The following is a 24,060-nucleotide window of genomic DNA, read 5'->3' as shown; positions in this document are numbered from 1 at the left end:
AGAAGGCGCCGGATGATAATGGATCGCAACACGAATGCCTAGCATTGTCGGACAATTATTTTCGCTGAAAGGCGCGAGATAGAGCCTTCGTTAATGTTTTAAGGATTATTTTACGAGCTCAAACTCGACGCTTCCCAGTCGTTCGCCGTTCACCAGCACGTGCACCGCGTGCTTGCCGGAATAGTGTTTGCGTGTGGTCAATTCACGAATATGTTGGCCACGGCTGATGGCGTGATGTTCCCCGGCGCCCAGGGTAAACGCCTTGAGCTTGAACACCTTGGACGCGCTGTGACCGGCGCTTTTCACATAGTCGATGGCGTAGTCCACCACCAGCTTTTGCGAGGTGTCGGTGATGGATTCCAGGCTGAAGGACAGGTTGATCCGGTCCCCCAGGTTAATCACCGCCGGTTCGACTTTCAGCTGATGGAGCTTCACCTCGGCCTTGGCCCCTGCACCCATGATCGTCAGCGCCCGGGTGTTGCCTTGCTTGATCAGGCTGCGCAAGGCGTGGCGGGCGATCCAGGCGGTGTGGGGATTGTCCAGGGACCAGCCTTCGATCAAGGTCAGCACCCAGTCGGGATGGTCCTTGGTGATGTCGTTGAGGTGGTTGGCTACCGACTTGCGCACGTAGAGGCTGCTGTCGGCCTTGAGGTTGTCGAGGATCGAGGCGCACAGGTTCGGGTCGGCCTGCACCTCGGCCAGGCGGAACGACCATGGCAGCCGTGGCCGTGAACCTTCACTGGCGAGGCGCCGTACGTGTTCGTTGTCATCCAGCGACCACTGTTGCATCACCGCCAGGGTGCGCTTGAAATCCTTCAGCAGGAAATACCGCACGGCAAACTCGGCAGAGCCGAAGGTGGTGAAGTACTTGAGCGCCGCCATGGAACGCTTGAAATCATCGCCGCCGTAGCTGGCGACGTAGTGGGGCAGGGACAGGCTGACAAAGGCGCTGTTCAGGCGGGGTGCCAGGGCATACAGCAACTTCAGCGTTTGGGGGTAATCCAGCGGGAGCACGGCGTGCAGGCTTTCGCTGACCTGCGCCATGCGCTGCATCACCGACAGGTCCGCGAGCCCGGCCTTGGCGTGTTTGAGAAAGCCCTTGGCGTCGAACGCCGGGTACACCGCGGTCATTTCGGTGGCGATGTGTTGCAGGCGTTCGGCGTTGAAGATTTCCTTCAGGGCCGGGGCGCTTTGGTCGGTCATGGGCAAGTCCACAGATGAAGTTGGCCATCAGATTACATGCAAACCCCCATATCGCACGCCCCACGTCGTAGCAGCTGTCGAGCCTAGGCGAGGCTGCGTTCGCGGTGTGTCTGATACTCCGCTGACGCAGCCTCGCCAAGGCTCGACAGCTGCTACGGAGAGAGGTGGGGGGTTAGAGGTACCAGCGATATTCCCGCGCATGAATTTCCTGATGGAATGCCAGGTGGTCCTGGCGTTTGTTTTCGCAATACACGTCGACAAACTCGGCGCCCAGGCCTTCGCGCAACGCAGGCTGATGCTGCATGGCGCGCACGGCTTCGAGCATTTCCAGGGGGAAATCCGTGCCGCTGTTGCGGTCTTCGTTCAGCGGTGCGATGGGCTCCTTGGCAGCCTCAAGACCTTGTTCAAGCCCTACCAGAATCGCCGCCAGCACCAGGTACGGATTGGCATCGGCACTCGCCAGGCGATGTTCGATGCGCAGGTTGCGCGGGTCGGATTCAGGGATTCGCACACACGCGTCGCGATCCTCATAACCCCAGCACGCGCGGGTTGCCGCGTTGACCGTGCCGCCGAGGCGGCGGAAGGCGTTGTGGTTGGGGGAGAAGATCGGCATGCAATGAGGCAACAGCTCGAGGCAGCCGGCCACCGCGTGGCGCAACGGTTGCTGCTGATGGGCGGCCAGCAGGTTATTGCCCGCTGCGTCGTACAGGCTGACATGCACATGCATGCCGCTGCCGGGATGTTGCAGGTAGGGCTTGGCCATGAAGCTGGCGCGATAGCCGTGCTTGAGGGCCACGCCACGGGTGCTGCGGCAGAACAGGGCGGCCCAGTCGGCAGCGCGCAGGCCGTCTTCCAGGTGGCCGAAATTGATTTCGAACTGGCCGGGGCCAAGTTCGGCTGTGATCACCGTGATGTCGATGCCCTGGGCCTTGGCGGTCTCGACCATGTCGTCCAGCACAGGGGCGAAACGCGACAGGCGCTCGATGTGCAAATTGGGCTGGTCGTCGGCGTCATCGCTCAGCGGGTCGCGGGCGAATTGCGGCAGGCCGTCGCTGAGCTTTTTATCGAACAGGTAGAACTCCAGCTCAAACGCCACCACCGGGTGAATGCCTTTGTGGTGCAGGCGCTCCAGCACCTTGGCCAGCACTTCCCGAGGTTCGAATTCGATGGGCGCTTCGGTGCCGTCGGAGGTAATCAGCATCTGCCCCAGCGGCTGGGCTTCCCAGCTCACCGGCTTGAGGGTGCCGGGCACCAGGCGGCGGTTGGCGTCGGGGTCACCGTCGTGAAAGCAATAGTCACCGATCTTGAACAAACCGCCCTGGGCACCCAGCAGCACTGCGTTCTGCGGCAGTTTCAAAGGGCTGCCGGCGGCGACCTTTTCCAGCATGTCCACCGGGTAGCGCTTGCCGTAGAAATGCCCGGGAATGTCCAGGGCAATCAGGTCGACATAACGCACATCGGGATGGTTCAGGCGAAAGGTCCGGACTTCGGCCAGCAGCGTGGAGGAATGGCTTTTCACGGGTGACGCTCCTTGGTGTGCCTTCAGTTGTAGACCCACAGCACGCGGGCTGGCAGGTCAGTCAGGTTGCCGTAGCGGCAGTGGGCGAAACTGGCCAGGTGGAAGCTGTCACCCGGGCGCAAGGTGACCGCGTCGGCCTCGCCCTCAACCCACAGTGTCAACTCGCCTTCCAGCACATAACCGGCCTGTTCGGCACGGTCGCTCATGGTCTGTTCGCCACTGTTGGCGCCGGGGGCCAATAGGCTGTCGAGCATCGAGAACGCGCCGTGCATGCTCGGCGACACCAGGATGTCGGTGATGCCGTTGGCGTAATACACCGTGCGCCGTTCATTGGGGCGCGTGACCCAGTTCACGGCCTTCGGTTTGGACAAACTGTAGAAGTAGGTGGTGGGCACACCGAGGGCATGGCTGATGGCGGTCAGATCGGCCACGGTAGGGCGCGACAGGCCACGTTCAACCTGGGACAGGAAGCCCACGGAACGCTCGATCTTTTGCGCGAGTTGCGCCAGGGTGAGCTTCTTGTGCTTGCGCAGGTCGTGGATCAGGATCGCCAGGGCGTCGAGTTCTTCTTGCTTGTCCATAGGCGTTTCGTGAAATTCTTATCAAGAAATTTCATGAAAAATTACAGGATTAATTTCATGGAGGCAATGGGTATGGAGTTGTCGGAGCATTTACGCAGCCTGGAACAGGAGCTGCATCAATGCACCACCCGTACAGATGCCGCGCGCTTGTCGGTGCTGCTGGCGGATGATTTCGTCGAATTTGGCGCCAGTGGCAATGTGTGGGCCAGTAAGGCCGAGGTGATCGAGGGGCTGCAGGATGAGGTGTTTTCAGCCCGTAGTATCAGTGACTTTGCTCTGAAGATGCTGGCCGAAGGCGTGGCGTTGGTGACGTATCGCTGTCAGCGGGCGGCGACTGAGGCCAATGCGGCGGGGGAGTCGTTGCGCAGTTCGGTATGGCGCGAGAGCGGCGGGCAGTGGCAGATGGTGTTTCATCAGGGCACGCCGACGCGTCAGCGTGCACCTGTGTAAGTGTCGGCAGGTTCAAGCCGTGTGCTTGACCTCAAACCCGGACAGGCTGACATCATCACGATGCCCCAGCAGCTCGGCCACCACCGACGTCGGCGACTTGTGTTTGTAGGTGTTGTAGTTGTTAACCGAGTCGTGGAACAGCTGGCGGGTGAACGCGACGCGGCTTTCCAGGCTGGCAATGTCCGCGGCGGGTGACGAGGCGTTTTGCGCCGCCGCCAATTGTTGCTCGGCCTCTTTGAATTGGCCGAAGGCTTTTTTGCAACGATCAAGCAGCGCCACCAGTTCCCGGTAGGTGCCGAACACGTAAAGCGCGAGCAAAGTGACAATAGTCACGAAAATGATGATGACGTGGGTACCAGTCATTGGACTTCCTGAGCAGCTGGAAAAAAGAACCAATCTTATCTGATTAATCGTCGCCTCGGTCGTTGGCTGTCCATCCATCCGCCGCTTCAATCACTTCGCTGAATGATTCTTCACGGCTGCGGTCGGAATCTTTACGCGTCATTCATTGAAGGAAGTGCCCATGAAGTCCAAATCCCTTGTTGCCTGCCTGCTGGTTGCCGCGAGCCTGTCCGCCGCGAGTCTCACCGTCCAGGCCGCGGATACCCCGCAAAAAACCGTGCAGCCTTCAAACATCAATACCCGCGACCTCAAGACGGGCGACCGCGCGCCAGACATTCTGATGCGTAAGGAGTCGGCGATTGCCGACTGGAAGAAACGTGGCTTGAAGCAGCCGGAAGAAGACAGCCAGTGGGCCCGGGTAAACGACAAATACGTGTTGCTCAAAACCACCAACGGTACGATTCTCGACATCACGCCGGTTAAAAAATAAAGCGTTCAGCGGGATGAGCGACGGCGTCCTCATCCCGCTGCATTTATTTTTTGCATAAATGCATAAATCAGCATTTATTTCGTCTCATCTTGCGTTAAGGTACATCCGCTTGCGGGCCGCAATGGCCTCGTTACCTTGATCAAAATGAGAGCAGGATGCTTGCCACAATAAGAAACTACCCACGTACCGTGAATCTGCTGTTGTCGGCCACGCTGATCCTCACGCTGGCCAAAGCCATCACGTTTCCGTACCTCGTGATCTACCTCACCAACCACTTCGCCCTCGACATCAGCCAGGTCGGCCTGGTGATCGGCAGCTCATTGATCGTCGGATCGTTGCTGAGTGTGTATGGCGGTTTCCTGGTAGACCGCATCAACAGTTATCGGCTGTTGCTCAGCCTGAGCGTCGTGTTTGCCCTGGGGTTTATCGGCACGGTGCTGGCCCGGGAAATCTGGTCGTTCTACAGCTGCCTGATACTCATCAACCTGGCGTACGCGGTGATCGACATTGCGATCAAGTCCGGGTTTGCCAGCCTGTTGCCGGAAGATGAACGCAGCGAAGCGTTTTCCATCAAGTACACCCTGACCAATATCGGTTATGCAGTAGGGCCGTTTTTTGGCGCGATGATAGCCAAGCTCGATATCAGCTTGCCGTTTATCTTGTCGGCCGTTCTGGGCCTTGGATTTTTCCTGCTGTATTGGCGTTGGGGCGACCGCACCTTGGCCACCGTCGACACCACGCAAAAGCCGGTGTCATTCCTCGCCGTGGGCCGCGTACTGCTGCGGGATCATCGGCTGGTGTGCTTCACCCTCGGCGGCCTGCTCAGTGCCGTGGTGTTTGGCCAGTTCACCGCGTACCTCTCGCAATACCTGGTGACTACCACCACGGCTGAATACACCTACACGATTATCAGCGCGGTACTCACCACCAACGCCGTGTTGGTGATCACCCTGCAATACGCGATTGGCCGGCGGATTTCCCACCGTTACCTGAGCCAGTGGCTGATCTTCGGCCTGGGCATGTTCATGCTGGGCGTGATTGGTTTTGCCCTGGCGAGCAACGTGTGGTGGTGGATCCTGGCGATGGCGATTTTCACCGTGGGTGAAATCGTGGTGTTCCCGGCCGAGTACATGTTTATCGACCGCATCGCCCCGGACCATCTGCGAGGCATGTATTACGGCGCGCAAAACCTTTCCAACCTCGGCGCTGCCCTGGGGCCGGTGCTGTGCGGGCTGGTACTGGCCAGCCTGCCGGCCCACTACATGTTCTACATGTTGGCAGCGTTTATCGTCGGGGGAGGGGTGTTCTATTTTATCGGGGCGTCGTTGAAGGCCCGCTGAATACTGTAGGAGCGAGCTTGCTCGCGAAGGTCGTTAACGATAATGAGCCACGCCTGAATGAGCGCGGCGCCTGGGCGTTTTTCGCGAGCAAGCTCGCTCCTACAGTTACAGCGGGCGCAGCGGCAGGTCATCCAGCCTGACTTTGCCGACGGTGTTGCTCTGCAATTCGTAACGCAACTCGTCGACCATCTTTTCCACTTCCTGCGGGGTCTGCAGCTTGTTGACGCTGATCCCGGTGACCACCAAGTCCACCCGGCCGCTTTCGGCGTCGAAGACTTTGAGGGTCAACGAGGCGTCACGGCACAGGGTGAACTCGCAGGTCAGGGGCGACAGGGCCTCTTCGATGCAGTTGCGCAGTTGGGAGAGCGTAAACATTAAGGCGCTCCTCAGCGACGACGCAGCAACAGACCCAGCAGCAAGCCGACACCGGCGACGATCGCTACGGTAGCCAAGGGTTTTTGCTTGGCAAAGTCGCCAACGGTGTCCAGCGCGTCACCGTAGGTTTGCTGCAATTGGCCTGCGGCCTGGCGGGCTACGCCTTCGGCCTGGAGACGTTCGTCACCGGTCAGATCACCCAGAAAACCTTGAGCCTTGCCGGCCACTTTTTCGACGGCGCCTTTGACTTGTTCGCTTTTCATGACGGATTCCTTAAAGGGCATGACATCTCAACAGCACAGGACCTAAAGCCCTGTGCCCACCCTTCAAGGTTAAGCAGTGTGCCCCCGTGCAATAAGGCGAATTTGCACCGGTCGCACTAGTGCATTTGCACTCTATTTTGGTTTTTTAACCCGCAATTCACCGGCAAACAGCCCGCGTTCACGGGCCCAGACGATGGCTGCACTACGGCTATGCACCCCCAGCTTGGAGTACACCGTGGCCACATGGTTACGCACAGTGTTGGGCGCCAGTTTCAGGCGCGAGGCGATTTCCTTGTCGGCCAGGCCTTCGCAAATCAGGCCCAGTACATCGCGCTCCCGGGCGGTCAGGTCGGTAAAGGAGATGTTCGGTACATTGGGGCTGTTGACGCTCTTGGCGTTGGCGAGCTTTTCAATCAGCGTCTGGCTGAACCATGAGGCGTCCTGCATCACTTCCTCGATCGCCGCCACCAGTTCCAGCTCGGAGCGCTTGCGTTCGGTGATGTTCATCAGCACCAGCAGGTAGCAAGGCACGTCCTGGATGCTCACGGTGTCGGCAGACAGCACGCAGTCGATCAGCTCATTGCCTTTCTTGCGGATCTTCAGGTCGAGGCCGTCGAGGTTGCCGGCTTTTTCCAGGGTGGTGAACAGTTGCGTGCTCGCCTGGGGGCTGTCGATAAAGTCGATGTCTTCGATGGATTTGCCGATCAGTTCTTCACTGGTATAGCCGGTGATGGTCATGAAGGCTTCGTTGATATCCACCACCTGGCGGTTGGCGGCGTTGCACACCAGGGTCGGCACTGGCGTCAGGCGGAACGACTTGGCGAAGCGTTCCTCGCTCTGGCGCAGGGCGGTTTCGGCTTTGCGACGCGGCTCCAGGTCGGTGAAGGAAAACAGCATGCAGTCTTCCTCGTTCATGTCCAGCGGCTGGCCGGCCACGATCACCAGCTTGCTGCCGCCTTCGGGCAGTTTCAGTTCGGCTTGCATCTGCGGAATGGTCGCGCCTTCGCCCAGGCGTTTCACGGCGAGGTCCTTGTTTTCAGCCTGTTCCAGCACGTCCAGTTCATACACCGAGTGGCCGATCACCTGGTCGCGGTTGTAGCCGGTCATCTCCAAAAAGCCCTGGTTGACCTTGATATAGCGCAGGTCGCTCAAGCGGCAAATCACCGCCGGCGCCGGGTTGGCATTAAAGGTTTTTTCGAAGCGCTGTTCGGCGCTGGCCCATTCGGTGGCGTCGCTCAGGATCAACACCAGCAGCTCCGGCTCGCCGGACGCGTCGTCGAGTACCAGGCTGCGCAGGCGATGCACCCAGACTTTTTCCTCGTCGCCGGTGGGCGTGACTTCCACCACCACATCGCTGAACTCTTCACCGTCTGCCACCCGGCTTAACGGGTAATTCTCCAGCGCCAGCGGATGGTTGTTGCGATAACGCAAAGCAAAGCGCGCGGCGTATTCCTGGGTGTTGGCACCCAGGTCTTCGACTTTATCCACGCCATGCATCAGCAGCGCGGCTTCATTGGCCCATAGGATGTTCTGGTCGGCCTCGGCGAGGATCACTCCGTCGGACAAGCCGGAGATGATCTGCTGCAGTTGGCGGCGGTTGGTTTCTTTGGCGAGGACGGCCTGGCTCATGCTTTCTCCTGGGGTAAGTCGCATAGGAAGTACGACACCTGAGGCTCAGGATAGTGCAGAGAAAGTGCACGGCGCGGGGTGCGAATGCACCAGTGCGCCTAGTGCAATTGGGCCGAGACCGCAGGGTAGGTGCCTCGCCAAACTGGCCACCTACCCACTGTTCAAAGGATCGACCATGACCACTGTCTATGAAACCAACCGTTCGCTGTTTCGAGTCTCCTGGGGCTCGGTATTGGCCGGTAGTGCAATTGCCCTGGTGACCTATTTGGTGTTGAGCGTACTCGGCACCGCAATTGGCGCCAGTGCTGTAAACCCGATGGCGGCCGGTAACCCGCTGAGCGGTTTTGGTACCGGTGCCGGTATCTGGCTGTTTGTCTCGACGCTGCTCGCCATCGGTGCCGGTGCATTCGTGGCCGGGCGTACCGCACCGGATCGCGGCGGCCTGCATGGCGTGTTGAGCTGGACCATCACCACCTTGTTCACCACCTGGCTGCTCGCCGCGCTGGCCACCAGCGTTGTGGGTGCCGCAGGTAACGTCGTCGGTAAAGGGTTGTCGGCTGCCGGTAGCGGTATCGCCGCCGTGGCGCCGGGCATCAGCGACAGCGTCAAGCAGCAGTTGAATGAGCAGGGCATCAAGCTGGATTGGAACAGCCTGCAAGGCCAACTCGACACCCTGCTCAAGCAGAGCGGCAAGCCTGAACTGGACCCTGCCAATGTTGAGCACAAAGCCGATCAGGCAGCTGCGGATGGCAAGCAATCGGCCAACGATGCCGCAACCAACCCAGCCCAGGCCGGTGATGAACTGAAGCAGTGGTTCGAGCGGGTCAAGGCATCCGGTGAGCCAGCGTTGAATGCCGCAGACAAGCAGGCGTTGGTTAACATCGTCGCCGCCCGTACCGGCAAGAGCCAGGCTGAAGCGACCCAGATCGTCGACAACTATGCCCAGGCTTACCAGCAGGCCATGCAGAAGGTTGACGAGCTGAAGCAACAAGCTGAACAGAAAGCCCGTGAAGCCGGTGAAGTGGCCGCCAAGCAACTGTCCCGCGCAGCGTGGAGCACCTTGTTGATGTTGCTGCTGGGTGCGGCGTTGAGCTTCGGTGTAGGTCGCCTGGCGATCACTACACGTCGGGTGCCATTGGCCTGATCATGATGTGAGGTGCTGGATGTGGCGAGGGCACAAGCTCCCTCGCCACAGGAATAGTCCTGCTTGCCCCCTGCATCAACCCCGCCGAACGAGTAAACTGCCCGCCTTTTTATCCTCACGATGAAACGGTGGGCTTTTGAACGCAGTAAAAACCACAGGGCTGTTATTACTCACCGCCTTACTGGCTGGATGCGGAACCTCGCCGCCCCGCACCCCCAACGACATCTGCGGCATCTTCCGTGAAAAGGATGATTGGTACGACGCTGCCAAAGTCACCCAGGCGCGCTGGGGCGTGCCGATCCAGGTGCCGTTCGCGATCATGTATCAAGAGTCCGGCTTCCGCCAGGACGCCAAGACCCCGCGTAAATACCTGTTATGGATCATCCCCTGGGGCCGCGTGTCCACTGCCTCCGGCTACGCCCAGGCCAAGGATGAAGTGTGGAGCGACTACCAGAAAAGCACCGGCCGCACCGGCGCCAGTCGCGAGGACTTTGACGACGCCATCGATTTTGTCGGCTGGTACATGGACAAGACCTACACCATCAACGGCGTGTACAAATACGATGCCTACGGCCAATACCTGAACTACCACGAAGGCTGGGGCGGTTATCGTCAGCGCACCTATGCGAGCAAAGCCTGGCTGATGCCGGTTGCCAGTAAGGTACAGGCCCGTTCGCAGATGTATGCGGCGCAATATGCGGGCTGCAAGAATGATCTGGGGCGGGGGTTCTGGAGTCGGTTTTGGCATTGGCTTTGAGTGCGCGGGCATTCCATTGCCCGGCTTAAGGGAGTGTGGCTAAACGGCTAACCATCCCACCAATGGCACCACCATCAAGGTGCTCAACGCCATCGAGATGACGTTGCCGATATAAGGATGAAAGTGCGCGGGTAGCCGTCCTGCAATGGCGCAGGCCAGTGGCGGCGCAATCAATGCGCCCAGCAATGCACTTGAACCCATCACCACCCAGCTGCCGCCATAGGTCAATACGGCCGCCGGGACCACCGACACCAGCGGAACATACGTGGGATACCAACCACGTTTGATCCACTGATGTCTCCAGATCACCACGCCCAGCGCAGACGTCAACGCTTGCGCGCCGATCAGATGCACTATCAGGCCAGATCCATAGGCCGGGCTCATCGGGTTCAGCGCATAAGCCAATAACACGCCAGCCAATAAGCCCAGGCTGGCCAGCTCATTGCCAAAGAACGGCGCTTCGGAAAAGTCTGCCAATACCCTTCGCGCGCTCCACACCACGCCGTAGCTCGGTGGCTTCAAGGGCGCAGGCTTTATCGGGGCTATGTGGCGGCTGCGCACCAGGATCGGCACGCAATGGCACAACACAAATGCAATCACACTGCCAACCGCCATCCCCAGCACATTTCCGATGACCACCGGCAAGCCCAGCGGTACGCAGATGTAATTGACGATCAACAAACACATCGGCGTGACCAGCAAGGCACCCAGTACCGCGCCGTTGAGGGTGACTTTCCAGCCTCCGCCGAACATCAGCACCATGGCCGCCGGCAGCGAAACAAATGCTGCAAACGTCGGCTGCCAAGTGCTTGCAGTCACAGTCCATCCCCAGAGCGCATTACTCAGCAATAAACCGAGTAATGAGCTGGTCACCAGCCAGGGCCACAGCCCGGTGCCATACGAGATGGCAAAGCCTTGCCAGGACTTGCCTGTACGGCTGGCCCACCACGCCAGGTACGCGCCGCCAAGCAGGCCGAGTGAGGCCAGTTCATGTTTGTAGAACGCGACTTCGCTGATATCCCCCAGCACCCAGCGAAGCCAGGCGCTGGGGTGAGGAAGGCTGGTCACCATGTCGACATAGCCCGGCCAAGGGTGAGTCAGGGCTATCCATAGGATCAGCAATGCACTGGCAGCGCCCAGGGCGATGACTGTTTTATCGGCTCGGGAGCGGTGCAGGGACGGTTTTTCTAAAAGGATTTCCATCATGCGCCCTCCGATCAGCGTGGCAGGGCGCGGTGTTGGGTATACCCGAGCATCTGGTCGTAAAGATCAGCACGCCGGTCCCGCTGCAAATCGTTGAGGCTGTTCCAGATAGGTGCACTGCGAGCGCTGGTGAGGTCAACATCGGCAAACAGGATTTCCTGCCGATTCGCCGAAGCCACCGCGCCGATGGGCCAACCGTTGGTTCCGGCAATCAGCGAACACCCCAGGTAACGCGCGTCGCGCTCCTCTCCGATACGGCTGGCGGCGGCGATAAACACGTTGTTGACGTGAGCAGCGGTCATCGTGAGGTACGACGCCATACACTTCCCCGCGTCGTCGAACAGCGGCGGCGGCGTCCATACCCAGTTGTTGAGGCTGCAAATAATATCGGCGCCTTGCTGGCTGAGGATGCGCGGCACCTCAGGGAACCAGATGTCCCAGCAGATCAACAGGCCTATGCGGCCTATGCGGCCTATGGGTGTTTCAAATACGGGGAACCCTACATCGCCGGGACTGAACCAGAGCTTTTCCAGGTTCCACAAATGGGCTTTGCGGTACTTGCCGATAAAACCGTCCGGCCCCAGCAGTACGGCGGTGTTGAACAACTGCATGCCGGAGATTTCGCTGAGGCCTGCCACAAGATACACCTGATGTTTACAGGCAAAATCCATCCAGGCTTGCACACTCGGTCCGCCCGGAATGGCCTCGGCGTGATCAAACGCATCCTGACGGCTGGAGAAGAAATAGCCACAGTTCGAGAGCTCTGGCAGCACGATCAGATTGGCACCACCGCTCGCTGCTTCCGTTGCCAACTCAAGGCTATGACGCAGGTTACGTTCCCGGTTTTCCATTCCGACCTGGGGATCGAACTGTATGACAGCTATGCGGACAGGGCTTGTTGGATCGCTCATTGCGGGTGACCTCTTATTTTTATTCAGCCAGGAATAGCTGGATGTTTATAAGAGGTGAACTGATGTTTAAATGAAAGTCGGACGGTTCCTATAGCGCTGTAGTTTGGTTCTGCCAAGGCTCTAAACTGAGTGCTGGAGTTGATTAGTGTGAACGTTGAGTTTTGTATTCAGGATAGTCTTTCATGGTGAATCCTCCATTGAATTTGGCACCCGTCCGGCTGCAGATATTTATGACAGTATCGATTGCACCTCTAAAACATGGCTCTGTCCAGCCGGCGTCTACTGAGAAAGATTCACCGCATAGGTAAAGTCCGGATTTTAGTGAAAAATCCTTGTTATATTTCATTAAACTTACAGCCTCATAATAAGTCCCCGGTCTGTATAGTTTTGCGCATCCTAACGAGTTTTTGTCATTCATCCAGCGTTGCACTACAGCCTGCTCGCGGCCTATGTATGGAGAGATTTTTTCCTGGATATTTGTTGAATTAATCAGGATTCTGTCCAGCTCCTCAATGCACTTGGCTACCAGTTCTTTATCATTTAACGAGGAGAGCTTCGTTGCGTCGTCTTCCCACGTATAACTTAGAAGTATGCAGTCGTAGGTGTAACTTTCGTTGTAGCGATACGTATATGCATCATGGATGAAGCTGTCCGTCACTATGGCTTGAGGGATTTTTGTATTTTTGGATAGGAAGGACTTTTTTAACGGGGCATATACTTTGCAACTGGTTTCCCAGTGAGCGGTTTTATAAGCGTTTATCGTTTCGAAAGTAAGCATTTCTTGATCGAAACCCTCAAGTAGTATCTGTGTTTCGATCAGCCAAGAGGGGAGAGTCATGATGACTGAATCGAAGTCTTCGTAGCACGTTTCAGTTTTTTTGGGATTGCTCGAGTTCCATTCATAATGAACTCGTGTTTTTCCGCTCTTGAGTTTTTCCAGTTTTTTTACTGGAGAGTCGGTCAGTAAGCCAGTTGTTTTCTCGAGGCTATGCTCATACACGGAGTGTCCTGTTTCAGGGAGGCTCATAAAGAGCAGGCACTCTGCCAAGGCGCCGAGGCCTTTGTAGTTAGGTTTGTTGAACTTAAGCCCTCGGGAATCGAAAACCGCCGCGCTTTTCAAGTGTGGAGAGTCTAAGGTCGCGCCGTCAAGGTTGACCCTGCCATGAATCAACTGAAGGTGACTGCTGAAACCAAAAATCGCGGTACGCAGTGGATAGAGCGAGCATATGTCATAAAATGCTCCCCAACTGCCATCGCCTATTCCAATTGCGTAGAATACCGACGATTCTTGTGACGTCATTCCCATACCCCCGAAGTCACCGGGACGGTCCTTGTGCCAAGATTCAATGGCCGGCATTTTTACTAGATCCCGAAACGAAATACTTTCGTATTTTTGCACTATGGCAGCCCAAATTAACTCCCATTGCTCGCTTCCATAGAACTCCGCGACTTTCTGAGTCATGCGTTTGGCAAAGTTTTCCCACTTTGCAGACACGGCTCGTAGGGTTTCGCCGGGCGGTGGCGTTATTCCATCTTTGTTTTTCCAGATCAGCATTATGGGCTGACTGCTATTGTCTATAGTCCCTTCGCGTAGGTAGATGCCGGTTGATTTGACCCATGGGCTTCCCGGGTTTGGAAAGTTTGAATGAGCAAGCTCAAACTCTTTTGCGTAATAGGCCATCAAGGATCTACCGTCAGTGGGCTGTTCGCCAGATCGATTAAAGAAGGGCATACGCATTGCGCCCATCTCAAAGGGCGGACGTCCTATGCTGTTGGATTGATGGGCGCCAAGTACGGTGAGGTGCCTGCCACCGATTCTTTTGGATTTTTCGAATAGCGATATATTCTTAAAGCCGCAGCGATAAAGTTCTCGTGCTGCAGTAAGCCCTGTTATACCTGCTCCGATAATACATATTTTGTGATTCAAATCAATCGTGCTGGCTATTCCGCCAGGTTGCTCAACTAAGGTTCGATAATCGAAGCATAAATCTGGTGGGCTGGGAAAGCGACCTCGCCATTTATTTTTGATAGACCTCTTTTCTCTAGAGGTACCAGTAGCAATGTCAGCCGGGTAATTGAAATCTGATCCTATTGTCACGTTGGTCATCCTTGATGTTCTATGTTTTTGCAGGGTTAGGCTGATCGTTGAGCCGAACAAGGTAAATCGGGAGTTTGGAGATTTTGACAGGGGTGTTTTCGTGGTTTTTTGTAGGTTGGGGCGTGTGACCCCAATCCCGGGCTTGCCAAACGCGTTTGACTCTGGGAAAACGCCCGTTTGGCGTGAGCCACGCACTACACAAAACGAGAAAAAATGAGCAACGAACTTGAAATAACCGACGTCCGCCTCGGCGACGGCAAAGCCGTGGTCAAAGGCGCCCTGATCACTACGCAATACACCGGCACCCTCGAAGACGGCACGGTGTTCGATTCTTCATGGGAGCGGGGCAAGCCGTTTCAATGCGTGATCGGTACCGGTCGCGTTATCAAAGGCTGGGACCAAGGCTTGATGGGCATGAAAGTCGGCGGCATTCGCACGTTGTTTGTACCGGCGCATCTGGCTTACGGCGAGCGCTCGATGGGCGCGCATATCACACCCAACAGTAATCTGCGCTTTGAGATTGAGTTGCTGGAAGTACTGACGCGCGACGATTGAGAAGGGATGAACATGGATGTTGTTGAAACGATGGCCTTGCCGCGCAGTTCGATAGCGGGCATTCGGGTGGTTGAGCTGACCCTTGAGGATGAAGCCGAGCTGCAGCGATTTTTCGAGGCGGCGCCGGAGTATTTTCTCGCGGTCAACGGTGAGCCTGCCACGCCCACGGAGGCGCGGGATGAGTTGACTCTTCAACTGCCCGACACCTGGAGCTACACGCGGATGTACTGGATTGGCTATCGCAATGCCGATGGCCAGTTGGTTGCGGTGGTGAATGTGGCGTCCGACCTGCTGGCGGTCGGGGTTTGGCATATCGGGTTGCTGTTGGTGGTCACGCCGTTGCATGGCACCGGTTTTGCGCGGCAGCTGCATGCGGATCTCCAGGAGTGGGTAGTACGCCTGGGCGCACGCTGGTTGCGGTTGACGGTGGTGGTGGGGAACGTCAAGGCCGAGCGGTTCTGGCCCCGGCTTGGGTATGTTCAGGTGCGGACTCGGGATGGGATCGAGATGGGCCGGAAGGTGAATCGGGTTTCCATTCAGGTGAAGGCCTTGGCGGGTGGGCAGATCAATGAGTATTTGGCGCTGGTAGAGCGTGATCGACCGTCCTTTGCGTAGCAGCTGTCGAGCCGGGGCGAGGCTGCGTTCGGCGCGACTCGGTGCTGTGCCTGGCTTGATTACCGCAGTGCGGCCGACGCAGCCTCGCTTGGGCTCGACAGCTGCTACGGGGTGGAGGTGCCTACCTGAACCCTCCCTGAAGAATCTTCCTAACCCTTTCGGGTGCGCTTTCCTACGGTTTACTCTCCTTAAATCGGAGCGTAAACTTCGCGCGTTTTCATCAATAGCGGAGACCCTCAGTGGGTACTTGTTCGAGTGACAGTCGTCGGCCGGTCTCGATAACCGGCACATACTTGGCAAGATAACGCGCATTTTTCCGATGCCGTTGTCTCGCCCAAAAGCGAGAAACGGCATCCCGGTAGCGGCCAGTCCTGGCCCGATTCCGAGTTCCCTCTCATCGACGCTGACCAGTACGTGATGCCCTGCATCGCGGTACTACGGACGCGCCTGTCGTTTGCGACAGGCGGGCCTGTCCTGTCGTGCCCGCCACTCGGCCACGGCACTGGACGGTCGTACCTGCCCGAAGGTTTCCTCGCGCAGGAGTGACACACCATGCAAGCAATCAACAACATCAACCTCAACTCACTGATCGACACGCTGGTCAGCCTCACCGCAGCCTTTATCCTCGGCGGCTTGATTGGTTTCGAACGTCAGTACCGCCAGCGCACGGCAGGCTTGCGTACCAACGTGCTGGTGGCGGTGGGGGCGGCGATTTTCGTCGACATGGCCAACCGTCTGGGCGGCGCGGAAGGGGCGGTGCGGGTCGTGGCCTATGTGGTCTCGGGCATCGGTTTTCTCGGTGCCGGCGTGATCATGCGTGAAGAGGGCAACGTGCGCGGGCTGAATACCGCAGCCACCCTTTGGGCATCGGCGGCGGTGGGCGCGTGTGCCGGTGCCGACCTGATCCTCGAAGCGCTGCTGGGCACGTTGTTTGTGCTGGCGGCCAACACCTTGCTGCGGCCGATCGTCAATAACATCAACCGCCAGCCATTGGACGTGGTGTCGGCCGAGGTCACCAACATTCTCTACGTGGTGGCCCGGCGTACCCAGCAAAAGGCGGTACTGGCCTTGCTCGAAGCCGAGCTTGCACGCTGCAACTACCCGGCCAGTGACGTGGACGTACGTCCCTTTGGTCCTGAAGAGGTGGAAATCGAGGCGACGCTGGCCGTGACCTCCGTCGACGGTGACGAACTGGACGCGCTGGTGGCGCGTATCTCGACCTCGACCTTGGTGATACAGGCGTTCTGGAGCCCGAGTACCACCGACTAGACGAGGTCCACTCCCCGGCAGGCCGCTGTTTACTATGCTTTAGTGAGGAAAAGTCCTACATCGAGCTGGGACTATCCCTTCAGTTGCCGCGTCATTCCATTGGTAAGGTTGCGCGCTTGCGACTAGCCAGGCACGCCGGTGCCGCTTACCTATGGTTATGCGCGGTTCAAGTGGAGGGACCCGGCTATTGCTTGTAGGAATGTTCAGAACCGCTCGTCGGAACTGTCATTTCTCACAGGTAGATAGGTCCCGTGTGATGTGTAACGGTGCTGAATTCTCCCAGGGGAGCCTTATGAGCAAAGCTTTAATCGTGGATGACCATCCATTTATCCGCGCAACCGTGCGCTATCTGCTGAGGCAGGAAGGTTTCGACACGATCTTCGAGGCCGGCAACGGCGCAGATGCCATGCAGATCGCCAGGGAAGAGCGCCCCGAGCTGATCATCCTCGACCTGGCGATGCCCAAATTGGGCGGCCTGGAGGTGATCAGCCGAATCAAGGCGCTGGGCCTGCCTTGCAAGATCCTGGTGCTCACGTCCTACCTGGCGGTGTTCTTCTCCACCCGCTGCATGCGGGCCGGTGCGATGGGGTTTGTCGCCAAGACCGGCGAGCTGGATGAACTGCAAAAAGCGATCAAGGCCGTGATGTCCAACTACAGCTGCTTTCCGAGCCTGCCCACCAGTTCGGTGCGGCGCGACGATTTGCAGTCCACCGAGCAGGACCTGGTGGCTGAGCTGTCCGATCGCGAGTTGACCGTGTTGCAGAAGCTGGCGCTGGGGCTTGGCAACAAGGAAATAGCCGAGGACATGTTGCTCAGCCACAAGACCATCAGCACTTACAAAACCCGCTTGAAGGAGAAGCTGCGAATGTCGTCGGTGGTGCATTTGTCCAAGTTCGCCCAGCGCAATCATCTGATCTGAAATGACCAACTTCCGGGTCTTGTGGCTCAGTGCAAGTCTGCTGCTGGGCGTGTTTTGTACACAAGGCCTGGCTCTAGGTGAGCCACGCGCCCTGTACCTGCTGGGGCACTCCATTCTTGAAACCCCAACCGTAGAGCTGCAAGAGGCGGACTGGCGCTGGCTACGCGAACGGCGCCGCTTGTTGATGGGGATTTCGGCGCCTGATTACGCACCTTTCGAGCTGAGCACCAGCGATGAGCTTGAGGGGATTACGGCGGATTACGCGGCGCTGATCGCCGATGCACTGAACATCACCATAGAAGTCAGGCGCTACGACAATCGGGATGAAGTCATCAGCGCACTCAAGCGCGGCGAGGTGGACTTTATGGGGTCTGCCAACGGTTACGAAGCAGCAGACTCGCAACTTGTGTTATCGCGCTCCTACGCCATGGATCAACCGGCGCTTGTAACCCGCACAGGCGACAGCCAGACCTTGAGTGCCGACCTCGCCGGCAAGCGCGTGGCGATGTTCTATCACTACATGCAGCCTGATGTGGTGCAGGCGTTTTACCCCCATGCCCGGCTACAGCTTTTCCCGTCGACCTTCGAGGGCATCGGTGCGGTGGCGTTTGGTCAAGCAGATGTTTACCTGGGGGACGCAATCAGCACCAACTACCTGATCAACAGAAACCACCTGAACAACGTTCGAATGGCGGATTTCTCGTCACTTGAAGTCAATCCCTTCGGGTTTGCATTCCCCCGTGACAACACGCGCCTGCAGTCGATCATCAACGCGGCGCTGGCCGTTATTCCGGTCAGTGAGCAGATGGAAATCCTGCGGCGCTGGAGTGCGGGTAATCTTGGGTTCCTGGGCGCGGACCGGTTGCGCTTGAGCGCCAGTGAACAGCGTTGGCTGGACAAGAACCCCAGGATAAAGGTTGCGGCACTCGACAAGTTCCTGCCGGTTTCATTTGTCGACAAGCAGGGCGCGTTCGAAGGTTTGAGTGCGGAGGTGCTGGCTCGCATCAGCTTGCGCACCGGGTTGAAGTTTGACTTCATCCCGGGCACCTCGATGCCCCAGCAAATCGACAAGGTCAGCACGGGTGGTGCAGACATGATCGCGGTGGTCACGCCCAGCGACGAGCGGACCGAAAAGGTGCGCATTACCCGACCTTACCTGATCAATCCGTTTGTGCTGGTCAGTCGCATTGATGAGGGCAACCCCCTGACCCTGGAAGACATGGCCGGCATGCGCCTGGCGCTGATTGGCAGCAATAGCCTGCAGGAGGGGATCGCCCGGGACTATCCCACCATCAAGTTCGTGGACGTCGAGAGCCCTGAACACGCCATGGCGCTGGTGGCCAGTGGCGGCGCCGATGCCGCCGTCAATACCTTGATCAGCGCCCGCTACATGATTGCCCGCGAGTACCGTGACCGGTTACGGGTCACCAGTACGGTCGGCTCTGAGCCGGCCCGCATCGCTTTCGGTGTCAACCGCAGCCAACTGGAGTTGTATTCGATCCTCGACAAGGCGCTGCTGAGCATCACGCCCCAGGAAATGGACGAGTTGGCCAGCCACTGGCGCAGCGAAGTGCTGGTTGAAGACAGCTACTGGGCGCGGCACCGCAGTGCAATCATTCAAGGCTTCAGCCTCGCGGCGCTGCTGTTGCTGATCACCCTTGGTTGGGCGATTTATTTGCGCCAGCTGATTCGCAAACGAGTCCAGGCCGAGCGCGCCCTGAGTGATCAGATGCGCTTTATGGGGGTGTTGATCGACGGCACGCCTCATCCGATTTATGTGCGGGATCGCCTCGGTCGGCTGATGGCATGCAACAGTGCTTACCTCGATGTGTTCGATTACAAGCTGGAGGATGTGACCGGTAAAACCGTGGTCGAGACCGACCCTGGCAATCGTCCCCAGGCCGAGTCTTTTCATCAGGATTACCTGCGCCTGATGGAGCGGGGCGAGCCGCAGATCCAGGACCGTGTGCTCAAGGTGCCGGACGGGACGGTGCTGACCATCTACCACTGGATGCTGCCGTACCGCGACGGTGATGAGCGGGTAGTGGGCATGATCGCCGGTTGGGTCGACGTCAGCGAAAGGCAGCACCTGCTGGGCCAGCTGCAGGAGGCCAAGGAGGATGCCGACGCAGCCAATCGCGCCAAGACCACCTTCCTCGCGACCATGAGCCACGAAATACGCACACCGATGAATGCCGTGATCGGCATGATCGAACTGGCCTTGAAAGCCGCCGAGCAGGATCGGGCCGACCGTGATGCGCTGGAGGTGGCCGCTGATGCGTCGCGGGGCATGCTGGAGTTGATTGGCGATATTCTCGACATCGCACGCATTGAGTCGGGCCATCTGTCCCTGGCCCTTGAACCTTCAAACCTGCACGAGTTGCTGTCTTCCGTAGCACGGGTATTCGATGGCCTGGCGCGAGCCAAGGGCCTGCTATTGAAAGTGGAACTCGACCCGCTGATTGACCGATACGTGCTGGTGGACCCCATGCGTTTCAAGCAGGTGGTGTCGAACCTGCTGAGCAATGCAATCAAGTTCACTCCCCATGGCCAGGTACGGCTTGGCGCGTCCGGTTCGTCGGCGATTACCAACGGCTACCTGAGCCTCAGGCTGTGGGTGGAAGACACCGGCATCGGCATCAGTGTCGAAGACCAGAAACGCCTGTTCAACCCGTTTATCCAGGGCAACAACACCGCGCAATCGGCGCGCAGCGGTTCGGGCCTGGGCCTGGTCATCAGCCGCAACCTGTGCGAGATGATGGGCGGGCAACTGCAATTGAGCAGTCTGTTGGGGCAGGGCACCCGGGTGGACGTCACGCTGGAGCTGGCCGTCGCCGACGCGATCCTGAGACCGGCCGTATCCGTTGCCTTGGAAACTCCTCCGGTTCATGCACTGAGCATTCTGGTAGTGGATGACTACCCGGCCAACCGACTGCTGCTGGCCCGGCAGTTGAGCTTCCTGGGGCACCGAATCACCACTGCCGAAGATGGCGTCGAGGGGCTTGAGTTGTGGTTGTCCGGTCATTTTGACGGGGTGATCACCGACTGCAATATGCCGTTCAAGGACGGTTACGAACTGGCGCGGGATATCCGCACCCTGGAGCGTGAGCGTGGCCTGGCGCCTTGCCTGCTGTTGGGGTTCACCGCGAATGCCCAGCCCGAGGAGGCCGAACGTTGCCGGCAGGCGGGAATGGATGGCTGCCTGTTCAAACCCACCGGCCTTGAGGATTTGCATGCGGCTCTGGTGCTGCGAACGGCCACGCCTTCTGTGGCACCGGCCACCGCAGATGAGCCATCGGCAGACTTTGACTTGAGCCACCTGGAGAAACTGACCGGGGGCGATATCGACGCGGTAAAAGAATTGCTGGCGCCGTTGCTTGAGAGCCTGGAAGCCGACCATGGGCAACTGCTGATCCTGCAACGCAAGGCCGACTTTGCCGGGCTGCATGACCTGGCCCATCGCACCAAAGGCGGCGCGCGCATGGTCAAGGCCCAGGCATTGATGGAGTGCTGCGAGGTACTGGAAAACGTCTGTGAACGGCAAGCGCATAACGAGCTGGCCGGTACCGTCGACGACGTGGACGAAGCGCTCGCTCACCTGCATCACGGGTTGTCGGTTTATTGCAATCAGACTTGACCGGCGAGGGCTGTCATTCGAGCTATTTGGGACAACTCCTACATGAAGGTGGAACAAGCCTTATTTAGTCTTCGAGATATGTCTGGAAAATAGGCCGCCCAGTCCCTCACGAGCGCTCCTTGCTCAGGTGATCGCCATGCCAAACAAAGCACTGACCATCCTGATCGCCGATGAACAGCACCTTCAACGGCTGTACATCGAAAAAATGCTCAACCAATTGGGCTACTACCGCATCGTCCCGGTGCAAACTTTTGAAGAAGTGCTGATCCTCACGGCCATCCCGACGGAGCCGTTCGACGTGCTGATCATCAATGCCGGGTTGGCAGACAGCGAGGGCGGGGTACTGGCCTACCAGGAACAGCACCCGCAGATTCGCCATGTGCTGGTCTACGATATCCGCGACCTGGGCACGCCGGCCGCCACACCGACACTGCTGGTGCGCCTGCCGGGAGCGCCGGACAGCGTCAACCTCGAACACTTCATGGACATCATCGACCCGCCGCCAGCCACTTGTGGCTTGCGGGTACTGCCGTGGCTGCGAGAGTTGTCCCGCAGCCCTGCGGCTTAGTCCCAGTTCGGGGCGATGCCTTTGGGGCTGGTCAGCCGATGGCCACGCTCCAGGCCGGCGATCTGCGCCATATCGGCGTCGCTCAAGGTCAGCTCCAGCGCCTTGAGGTTGCTGGCCAGATTGGCGCGCTTGGTCGACGACGGGATCACCGCGTAACCCAGTTGCATGGCCCAGGCCAGGGTCACTTGCGCCGGGGTTGCCTGATGACGTTCGGCGATCTGCTGGATCACCGGGTCCTTCAGCACTTCGCCGTAGGCCAGGGTCATGTAGGAAGTGATCTGGATGCCATGGGCCTTGGCAAAATCCGCCACGGTGCGGTTTTGCAGGTACGGGTGCAGCTCCACCTGGTTGGTCGCGATGTGCTCGGCACCGACGGCGGCAATCGCCTGTTTCATCAGGTCGACGGTGAAGTTGGAAATACCGATCTGGCGGGTCAGGCCCTGACGCTTGGCTTCCAGCAACTGGCCCATGAATTCGGCGACCGGCACCTGGTCTTCCGGCGATGGCCAGTGGATCAGGGTCAGGTCCAGGTAATCGGTCTGGAGCTTGCGCAGGCTCGCCTTGAGGCTGGGAATCAGCTGGCCTTCGGCGAAGTTGGCGATCCAGATCTTGCTGGTGATAAACAGCTCGCCCCGTGGGATGCCGCTGTCGGCAATGGCCTGGCCGACGTCGGCTTCGTTCTCGTAGATTTGCGCAGTGTCGATGACGCGGTAGCCCAGCTCCAGGCCGGTGCTGACGGAGTCGATGACGACCTGGCCTTGCAGGCGGAACGTACCGAGGCCGAATGCGGGAATAGACATGAGTGACTCCTGAAGTGATGTGAACAATGGAGTCGAGTATCGACCCCTCGTTCCTTCAGAAAAACCGCTGAATCCGAAAAGGACTCTTTACCAAAAGTCATGAGTGGTGAAGAGCAAAGGCAGAAAACTGTGTTTATTCAGCCAGCTTTTTGAACTGCCGCGCCAGGCCCAGGGCCACCCGCCCGCTGCTTGCCGTGGGCACCAGGTGGGTAAACGGAATATCGATCATCCGGTTCTCCCGCACTGCCCGCAAACGCGACAGCACCGGGTCACTGGTCAGCAACTGGCGCTTGCGGCTGGCCGGTGACCACACCGCATCCGCCAGCAAGATCACATCCGGGTCACTCACCAACAGGGTTTCGCTGCTCACGGTGACGCGGTATTGGTTGATCCCGGCGAATACATTGCGCGCCCCGGCAGCTGCCACCAATGTAGTGACAAAACCCCGCTGGCCTTCGCTGTCCAACCCGTTGACTTCACTGTCCAGGTAAAACACCGACAACGGTTTACCTTCGCCCGCCAGTGCCTGGGCACTGGCGAGGTCGGCGTCCATGGCCTCGCTCAACGCCCGCGCCCGTTGCTGTTTGTGCACCAGGGCGCCGAGGGTAAACAGGTCGTTGCGGATATGCCCGAAGTAATCCAGCGAGTGCCCGTCGCACGCCGACTCCAGCAAGTACGACCCAACCCCGTTGCCTGCCAACCCTGTGCGGGAAGTGACGCCAGTGCCAAAGGCAGTGGCGAACCCACCGACCACCAGATCCGGTTTCTGCGCGTAGAGCACTTCACTGGACGGGTACTTGGGCGCAATCACCGGCACGCTGAAATACTCGCCGTGTCGATGGGCCGCACCGTTGTCATCCAGATACGCCACGCCCACCAATGCCGGGTCGACATCCAGCGCCAACAACAGGTCAGCCGCATGCTGGTTGAGGGCCACGATGCGCGAGGGCGGTGAGTGGGCGGCAGTCCAGTTCTGGTTGCAGTTGCGATAACTGTCCGCCAGAGCCAACGGTGGGCAGAGCAGGGCGCCCAACACCAGCCACGACGCTTTCATGGGCGCTCCTTGATCAGCAAATCCTCGACGACTTCGCCGCCCACCAGGTGCACTTCCACCAGGCGTTGCACGTCTGCATTGCTGTGCACGCCGTACCAGCACGTGTCCGGGTACACCGTCACAATCGGCCCCAGGTTGCACGGGAACTGGCAGTGGGTGCGGGTCAGCAGCACGCCGCCAGGCTTTTCGATGCGGTCGTGTTCCCGCAGGTGGCGGCGCAGGGTTTTCCATAATTGCAGCGCGCCACGCTGGGTGCAGCGCGGTCCGGTGCACAGGAACACGTGGCGGGCGTGGTCAGGCACACGGGACCAGTCCGGATGAGTTTCCACGGGCGTACT

Annotated in this window: 24 protein-coding genes; 11 read left to right on the top strand and 13 right to left on the bottom strand. The window is 58.6% G+C overall.

Annotation, left to right across the window (positions count from 1 at the left end; all coding sequences use genetic code 11):
- Positions 1-105 precede the first annotated feature (105 nt).
- The 3 genes from ACA046_RS20180 to ACA046_RS20170 form a co-directional block, all read right to left on the bottom strand.
- Positions 106-1,203 (bottom strand): DNA alkylation repair protein, encoded by a 1,098-nt coding sequence (locus tag ACA046_RS20180; protein WP_497674830.1) that lies wholly within the window; start codon positions 1,201-1,203, stop codon positions 106-108.
- A 172-nt stretch (positions 1,204-1,375) separates the two neighbouring features.
- Complete coding sequence (locus ACA046_RS20175; protein ID WP_497674829.1) at positions 1,376-2,722, bottom strand: glutamine synthetase family protein; 1,347 nt, start codon at positions 2,720-2,722, stop codon at positions 1,376-1,378.
- A 23-nt stretch (positions 2,723-2,745) separates the two neighbouring features.
- Positions 2,746-3,303 carry a helix-turn-helix domain-containing protein gene (locus ACA046_RS20170; RefSeq protein ID WP_459021904.1) on the bottom strand — a complete coding sequence of 186 codons (558 nt, stop codon included), beginning with the start codon at positions 3,301-3,303 and terminating at the stop codon, positions 2,746-2,748.
- Positions 3,304-3,360: 57 nt separating this feature from the next.
- Between ACA046_RS20170 and ACA046_RS20165 the strand changes: the two genes are divergently transcribed.
- Positions 3,361-3,753 (top strand): nuclear transport factor 2 family protein, encoded by a 393-nt coding sequence (locus ACA046_RS20165; RefSeq protein ID WP_459021902.1) that lies wholly within the window; start codon positions 3,361-3,363, stop codon positions 3,751-3,753.
- A 12-nt stretch (positions 3,754-3,765) separates the two neighbouring features.
- On the opposite strand, the gene ACA046_RS20160 is transcribed toward ACA046_RS20165, so the two are convergent.
- On the bottom strand, positions 3,766-4,116 hold the full coding sequence (locus tag ACA046_RS20160; protein WP_459021900.1) for a LemA family protein: 351 nt from the start codon (positions 4,114-4,116) through the stop codon (positions 3,766-3,768).
- A gap of 160 nt (positions 4,117-4,276) precedes the next feature.
- Between ACA046_RS20160 and ACA046_RS20155 the strand changes: the two genes are divergently transcribed.
- Both ACA046_RS20155 and ACA046_RS20150 read left to right on the top strand, forming a co-directional pair.
- Entirely contained in the window at positions 4,277-4,585 is a 309-nt protein-coding gene (locus tag ACA046_RS20155) for an RcnB family protein (RefSeq protein WP_003211589.1), read from the top strand.
- Positions 4,586-4,740: 155 nt separating this feature from the next.
- Positions 4,741-5,925 carry an MFS transporter gene (locus ACA046_RS20150; protein WP_318301497.1) on the top strand — a complete coding sequence of 395 codons (1,185 nt, stop codon included), beginning with the start codon at positions 4,741-4,743 and terminating at the stop codon, positions 5,923-5,925.
- A 105-nt stretch (positions 5,926-6,030) separates the two neighbouring features.
- On the opposite strand, the gene ACA046_RS20145 is transcribed toward ACA046_RS20150, so the two are convergent.
- The 3 genes from ACA046_RS20145 to ACA046_RS20135 all read right to left on the bottom strand — a co-directional run bounded on the left by ACA046_RS20145 (position 6,031) and on the right by ACA046_RS20135 (position 8,192).
- Entirely contained in the window at positions 6,031-6,300 is a 270-nt protein-coding gene (locus ACA046_RS20145; RefSeq protein WP_167663280.1) for a DUF1652 domain-containing protein, read from the bottom strand.
- Between the two features lie 11 nt (positions 6,301-6,311).
- Positions 6,312-6,563, bottom strand: coding sequence for a CsbD family protein (locus tag ACA046_RS20140; RefSeq protein WP_003211583.1), 252 nt, complete (start codon positions 6,561-6,563; stop codon positions 6,312-6,314).
- A 132-nt stretch (positions 6,564-6,695) separates the two neighbouring features.
- The gene (locus ACA046_RS20135; RefSeq protein ID WP_497674828.1) at positions 6,696-8,192 is read right to left on the bottom strand and encodes a PAS domain S-box protein; all 1,497 of its coding nucleotides are present in this window, start codon (positions 8,190-8,192) and stop codon (positions 6,696-6,698) included.
- Positions 8,193-8,367: 175 nt separating this feature from the next.
- Between ACA046_RS20135 and ACA046_RS20130 the strand changes: the two genes are divergently transcribed.
- Complete coding sequence (locus ACA046_RS20130; protein WP_497674827.1) at positions 8,368-9,336, top strand: hypothetical protein; 969 nt, start codon at positions 8,368-8,370, stop codon at positions 9,334-9,336.
- A gap of 136 nt (positions 9,337-9,472) precedes the next feature.
- The gene (locus ACA046_RS20125; protein WP_076016908.1) at positions 9,473-10,093 is read left to right on the top strand and encodes a transglycosylase SLT domain-containing protein; all 621 of its coding nucleotides are present in this window, start codon (positions 9,473-9,475) and stop codon (positions 10,091-10,093) included.
- 39 nt (positions 10,094-10,132) lie between these two features.
- Here ACA046_RS20125 and ACA046_RS20120 read toward each other — a convergent pair whose 3' ends face one another.
- The 3 genes from ACA046_RS20120 to ACA046_RS20110 all read right to left on the bottom strand — a co-directional run bounded on the left by ACA046_RS20120 (position 10,133) and on the right by ACA046_RS20110 (position 14,305).
- On the bottom strand, positions 10,133-11,296 hold the full coding sequence (locus tag ACA046_RS20120; RefSeq protein WP_497674826.1) for a hypothetical protein: 1,164 nt from the start codon (positions 11,294-11,296) through the stop codon (positions 10,133-10,135).
- A gap of 14 nt (positions 11,297-11,310) precedes the next feature.
- Entirely contained in the window at positions 11,311-12,207 is an 897-nt protein-coding gene (locus ACA046_RS20115) for a nitrilase family protein (protein WP_497674825.1), read from the bottom strand.
- Between the two features lie 142 nt (positions 12,208-12,349).
- Complete coding sequence (locus ACA046_RS20110) at positions 12,350-14,305, bottom strand: flavin monoamine oxidase family protein (protein WP_497677121.1); 1,956 nt, start codon at positions 14,303-14,305, stop codon at positions 12,350-12,352.
- Positions 14,306-14,518: 213 nt separating this feature from the next.
- On the opposite strand from ACA046_RS20110, the gene ACA046_RS20105 reads away from it, so the two are divergent.
- From ACA046_RS20105 to ACA046_RS20080, 6 genes are all read left to right on the top strand, one after another.
- Positions 14,519-14,860: an FKBP-type peptidyl-prolyl cis-trans isomerase gene (locus ACA046_RS20105; protein ID WP_076016912.1), complete on the top strand. Its 342-nt coding sequence runs from the start codon at positions 14,519-14,521 to the stop codon at positions 14,858-14,860.
- A gap of 12 nt (positions 14,861-14,872) precedes the next feature.
- Positions 14,873-15,475, top strand: a complete 603-nt coding sequence (locus ACA046_RS20100) for a GNAT family N-acetyltransferase (protein WP_497674824.1) — start codon at positions 14,873-14,875, stop codon at positions 15,473-15,475.
- A gap of 552 nt (positions 15,476-16,027) precedes the next feature.
- Positions 16,028-16,744 carry an MgtC/SapB family protein gene (locus ACA046_RS20095; protein ID WP_459021888.1) on the top strand — a complete coding sequence of 239 codons (717 nt, stop codon included), beginning with the start codon at positions 16,028-16,030 and terminating at the stop codon, positions 16,742-16,744.
- A 292-nt stretch (positions 16,745-17,036) separates the two neighbouring features.
- Positions 17,037-17,663, top strand: coding sequence for a response regulator transcription factor (locus tag ACA046_RS20090; RefSeq protein WP_076016914.1), 627 nt, complete (start codon positions 17,037-17,039; stop codon positions 17,661-17,663).
- Position 17,664: 1 nt separating this feature from the next.
- On the top strand, positions 17,665-21,300 hold the full coding sequence (locus ACA046_RS20085; RefSeq protein ID WP_497674823.1) for a transporter substrate-binding domain-containing protein: 3,636 nt from the start codon (positions 17,665-17,667) through the stop codon (positions 21,298-21,300).
- Between the two features lie 136 nt (positions 21,301-21,436).
- Complete coding sequence (locus ACA046_RS20080) at positions 21,437-21,868, top strand: ANTAR domain-containing protein (RefSeq protein ID WP_076016916.1); 432 nt, start codon at positions 21,437-21,439, stop codon at positions 21,866-21,868.
- Here ACA046_RS20080 and dkgB read toward each other — a convergent pair.
- The 3 genes from dkgB to ACA046_RS20065 form a co-directional block, all read right to left on the bottom strand.
- Positions 21,865-22,668, bottom strand: coding sequence for a 2,5-didehydrogluconate reductase DkgB (gene dkgB, locus ACA046_RS20075; protein ID WP_497674822.1), 804 nt, complete (start codon positions 22,666-22,668; stop codon positions 21,865-21,867). The two genes, ACA046_RS20080 and dkgB, sit on opposite strands and share 4 nt — an antisense overlap.
- A 133-nt stretch (positions 22,669-22,801) precedes the next feature.
- Positions 22,802-23,722 carry an ABC transporter substrate-binding protein gene (locus ACA046_RS20070; protein ID WP_497674821.1) on the bottom strand — a complete coding sequence of 307 codons (921 nt, stop codon included), beginning with the start codon at positions 23,720-23,722 and terminating at the stop codon, positions 22,802-22,804.
- Positions 23,719-24,051, bottom strand: coding sequence for a (2Fe-2S) ferredoxin domain-containing protein (locus tag ACA046_RS20065; protein ID WP_497674820.1), 333 nt, complete (start codon positions 24,049-24,051; stop codon positions 23,719-23,721). The genes ACA046_RS20070 and ACA046_RS20065 overlap by 4 nt, the downstream gene beginning before the upstream one ends.
- Positions 24,052-24,060 lie beyond the last annotated feature (9 nt).

Source organism: Pseudomonas sp. LBUM1641, assembly GCF_059716235.1.
The sequence above is the reverse complement of the archived record's forward strand: the minus strand, read 5'-3'. Positions and strand labels throughout refer to the sequence as shown.